At 51.0% G+C, this 2084-nt stretch carries 4 protein-coding genes; all 4 read left to right on the top strand.

Annotated features, from left to right (window positions below; all coding sequences use genetic code 11):
* Positions 1 to 14 precede the first annotated feature (14 nt).
* From WC356_02215 to WC356_02200, 4 genes are read left to right on the top strand one after another with little or no spacing between them, the layout of a single operon-like run.
* Positions 15 to 302 carry a hypothetical protein gene (locus WC356_02215; protein MFA5381952.1) on the top strand — a complete coding sequence of 96 codons (288 nt, stop codon included), beginning with the start codon at positions 15 to 17 and terminating at the stop codon, positions 300 to 302.
* On the top strand, positions 277 to 1317 hold the full coding sequence (locus WC356_02210) for a reverse transcriptase domain-containing protein (protein ID MFA5381951.1): 1041 nt from the start codon (positions 277 to 279) through the stop codon (positions 1315 to 1317). Before WC356_02215 ends, WC356_02210 begins: the two co-directional genes overlap by 26 nt.
* A complete protein-coding gene (locus WC356_02205; protein MFA5381950.1) occupies positions 1280 to 1447 on the top strand; it encodes a hypothetical protein in 168 nt (55 codons plus the stop codon). Before WC356_02210 ends, WC356_02205 begins: the two co-directional genes overlap by 38 nt.
* Positions 1448 to 1458: 11 nt before the next feature.
* Positions 1459 to 1896 carry a hypothetical protein gene (locus tag WC356_02200; GenBank protein MFA5381949.1) on the top strand — a complete coding sequence of 146 codons (438 nt, stop codon included), beginning with the start codon at positions 1459 to 1461 and terminating at the stop codon, positions 1894 to 1896.
* The last annotated feature ends 188 nt before the right edge of the window (positions 1897 to 2084 follow it).

Below are 2084 nucleotides of genomic sequence, written 5' to 3'. Positions count from 1 at the left end.
AAAGACGATAACCGTTGGAATTAAACTTTGGGAAATCTATTAATATGCCTCATCGCCTGCGCGAATTGGAACAACACTTCCAACGCCGGAGTTTGGTACCTGAATTGGAACAACAATCGGTCGAACTCGAACAACAACGTGGGCTGGCGTTGCGACTGCATTTCCTCAAACCGCAGATAGCGGACAGTGGAAGAACAGGGATAGATTTTCCGGCCTTAGGCGAAATCGGGAGAAACCTTCTTTTTGGTAGGGTAACCGAAGACCAGAAGGATCTTTATGAAGCGATACGGCAATTTATTTGAGCAGGTCTTCAGCAAAGAAAATTTATACCAGGCCTATCTTGACGCCCGGAAGGGCAAGCGTGGGAAGCGGGCGTGTTTTGAATTTGAAATCAACCTGGGGGGCAACCTGGCCGCCCTTTATGAAGAGATCCACACCGGCAGTTATCACCCTCAACCTTACTTCAATTTTATGGTTTATGAGCCGAAACCTCGGCTGATCTATGCCCCGGCCTTCCGGGATATTGTGGTGCAGCACGCCGTCTACCGGGTGATCTATCCTCTCTTTGACCGGACCTTCATCGCCTCATCTTTTGCCTGCCGTAAGAGCTACGGCACCCACAAGGCCAGCACCTACACCCAGCAGGCCCTCCGGCACTATGATGGCGATGCCTATATTTTAAAGCTCGATGTCCGCAAGTTTTTCTACTCCATCGACCGCCGGATCCTCCAGGATCTGATCGAGTGCAAGATCAAGGATGTCCGCCTGGTCGAGATGATGATGCTCTTTGCCGATACCGGAGAGCCCCTGGGGATCCCCATCGGCAATCTCTTGAGCCAGCTCTACGCCCTAATCTATCTCAATCCCGTGGATCATTTTATTAAGCGGGTTCTTAAAGTCCGGCATTATGTGCGCTATGTGGATGATATGGTCCTAGTGGGTCTCAGCCGGGACCAGGGCCTGTTCTGCAAGGCTCTCATAGTGGATTTTCTGAACACCAACCTACACCTGGAATTATCCAAATCCACCCTTCAGAGGCTTAAACGCGGGGTCAATTTTGTCGGCTATCGCACCTGGAAGACTAAAAGAATTATCCGGAAGTACAGCCTTTATAAGTTTGGCCGTAGATTAAAGTCAGGCGACCGGGCGGCAGTGGTCTCGTTGCTCGGGCACGCCAAGGGCACCGACTCCTTGGCATATATGCTGAGGCTGATAGCCAAAGCCCCGCACTCCATTAAATTACCCGGGACCTATAAAAATTACAAAGGGAGGTGGCACCATGACCATAGAAGAGCAGCTAAAAACAGGTCAAAATAAGAGTCTGGAAGATCGACGCCGTGAGGACGAAATAGCTCATGGAATTGATAGCTTTAGCGATAAGCTGCTCGGAATCCGGCGGTATGGCGGTGATGGTCCAGCACGATTTCATCGTATGATAATGATATAGGAGACATGAAAATGACCATAGAAGAACAACTATCAGCTTACGGCCAGGTCCTCACTGGCGAAGAGACCGCGCTGGACCTGGTTAAGCTGCAACGCATCCAGTACCTCAAAGAAAAGCTCCGGCGCAAGTTGGACATAATCCCCCTGGGGAATAGCAAGGACTTAATCACCGATCTGACCAAGGGCACCATCCTGGGCTGGGCCATTCAACGGGGCATCGTGACCGACCCGGCTATCCTGGCCCGGTTTGATGCGGCAGTCACCGCCCAGGTGGAGTTCTACGGCGGGGCGGAATTTATCGTGGGGATGCTCGAAGCCAACGCCGTTAAACTGGGCGGCTGGATGGCTAAATATTATGCCGCTAAGGTGGGTATCCTGGCGGCTGCGACGGAAGACGATGCGAGGATGGTTGATATCGAGGATGTGCCGGTTGAGCAGTTTAACCCCTAACCATGGGGAGGTATTATGGCATGGTTCAAATTGTTAAAAATGGCGACAAGTCAATCACCGTCGCATGGGTTCTAAACATTGCGATTCTGGTTATCACTGGCCTGACCACTTTAGGGGTGGCCAATTTAACCTGGCAATTTACCATGGCAATGGCCCGAATTGAAAGAATCGAGAATAATGATCATGCC

The sequence above is a fragment of the Candidatus Micrarchaeia archaeon genome (assembly GCA_041653315.1).
Classification (GTDB): Archaea; Micrarchaeota; Micrarchaeia; order Anstonellales; family JAHKLY01; genus JAHKLY01.
Note: the sequence above shows the minus strand (reverse complement) of the source record. Positions and strands in the feature narration are given on the sequence as shown.

What these genes read in the sequence shown, in the direction of transcription:
- WC356_02205 (MFA5381950.1), top strand. Translation starts at nt 1,280, where the DNA reads ATGACCATAGAAGAGCAGCTAAAAACAGGTCAAAATAAGAGTCTGGAA.
- WC356_02210 (MFA5381951.1), top strand. Translation starts at nt 277, where the DNA reads ATGAAGCGATACGGCAATTTATTTGAGCAGGTCTTCAGCAAAGAAAAT.
- WC356_02200 (MFA5381949.1), top strand. Translation starts at nt 1,459, where the DNA reads ATGACCATAGAAGAACAACTATCAGCTTACGGCCAGGTCCTCACTGGC.